This window comes from Bacillus sp. LR--39, from assembly GCF_053613335.1.
Genome location: NZ_JBSIOT010000390.1, coordinates 1 through 1,001, shown reverse-complemented (window position 1 = coordinate 1,001; position 1,001 = coordinate 1). Strand labels below are relative to the sequence as shown.

The 1,001-nt window shown below is 47.8% G+C and carries 1 protein-coding gene and 1 pseudogene; both read right to left on the bottom strand.

From position 1 onward, the window contains the following. Positions 1 to 394: pseudogene (locus tag ACWHAR_RS23475) on the bottom strand (carbohydrate ABC transporter permease); the annotation flags it as partial. 3 nt (positions 395 to 397) lie between these two features. After that, the coding region (locus ACWHAR_RS23470) for a carbohydrate ABC transporter permease (RefSeq protein ID WP_452087999.1) at positions 398 to 1,001 on the bottom strand (604 nt) is incomplete at its 5' end.

The following is a 1,001-nucleotide window of genomic DNA, read 5'->3' as shown; positions in this document are numbered from 1 at the left end:
TCATGCACCCAAACCAAAATTTTTTTCCCTTAAACGGTATACGCGCAAATCCGTACGCAATGACAGCCGATGACATGACGGCACCGATTGTTGACAGCCCGACAATAATCGCCGAGTTTTTAATAAACGTCAGAAACGGCTGTCCCGCAATGCCCTTCCACCCTTCAGCATAGTCACTGAGAATAAAAGGGTCGGGAATGAGAGAATGTGAGGTTGTAAAAATACTGGCGCTTTCTTTAAACGAGCTGACAAACAGCCAAATGACCGGGTATAGCAGCAACACCGCCAGCGTTGCCGTAAAAACATGGAACAGTATGCGTTTGGGACTGACGCGCCCGGCTTTTTTTCTTTCAAAAACCGGGGCTTTTCTGACAGGCTCGTTGACCGGCTCCATCCGTCATTCCTCCTTTGACTCGTAATGAACCCAATATGACGATGTTTTAAACAATATGAGCGTAATCAGCCCGACAATGACAAGCATGACCCACGCCATCGCCGATGCGTAGCCCATTTGAAAATAGTTAAACGCCCGCTGGAACAAATAGAGCGAATAGAGAAGTGTCCCGTCAAGCGGCCCGCCCTCGCCCTTCGAAATGATATAGGCAGGTGTAAATGTCATAAAAGCAGAAATCGTCTGCATCACAAGATTAAAGAAAATAATCGGTGTAAGGATCGGAAGCGTGATCTTGAAGAAACGCTGCACTCGATTTGCCCCATCCACACTTGCCGCTTCCAAATACGAAGACGGAATGTTTTTCAGCCCGGCCAGAAAAATCAGCATTGACGACCCGAACTGCCAGACGGACAGCAGAATCAATGTCCACAGCGCACTTGTCGGATTCTGGTACCAAAGAATTTTTTGATCAATCCCGAAAAAAAACAGCAGCGCATTGATGACCCCGTCATTGCCAAAAATATTGCGCCACATAATCGCCACGGCGACGCTCCCGCCGATGATCGAAGGCCGATAAAAGAGCGTTCTGTAAATAGCCGTTCCTTTT